This window comes from Pseudodesulfovibrio sp. JC047, assembly GCF_010468615.1.
Lineage (GTDB): Bacteria > Desulfobacterota > Desulfovibrionia > Desulfovibrionales > Desulfovibrionaceae > Pseudodesulfovibrio.
The window spans coordinates 1-390 of sequence record NZ_WUEH01000095.1; the positions used below are offsets into that span (position 1 = coordinate 1).

Genomic DNA, 390 nt, shown 5'->3' on the forward strand with positions numbered 1-390 from the left:
TTATCTGAAACCCCTGCAAAGAATTGCAGATATGATTAGTGGCTCCAGAATCTACGATCCATGAATCAGTAGAATCAACCACAAGACAGGTTTCAATGTAGTATGAAAAAGATGTACCTTTCTTAGCTAGGAGCTTGGGACAATCTTTCTTCCAATGACCTTTGAGGCCACACTTGAAGCATTTCCCTTTGGGCTTATCATCTGTACCCTTGTCCTTTGCATTACCAGCATTGCCCTTTTTCTGTCCTTTTCCCTTATTCTGCTTCTTCTTGAACTTCTTCCCTTTCGGGTTTAGTTTAGAGGAAGACTGGAAAAAGTGGACTTGGGCCTTGGGCTTCATGATGGCCTCTGCCGCCTGGAGTTCCTTCATTAACTCAGAAAGGGTCATGT

At 43.3% G+C, this 390-nt stretch carries 1 protein-coding gene; it reads right to left on the reverse strand.

All coding sequences use genetic code 11. From position 1 onward, the window contains the following. A partial coding sequence (locus GO013_RS16790; protein WP_163813191.1) for a C2HC-type zinc finger protein occupies positions 1-390 on the reverse strand: 390 nt, incomplete at both ends.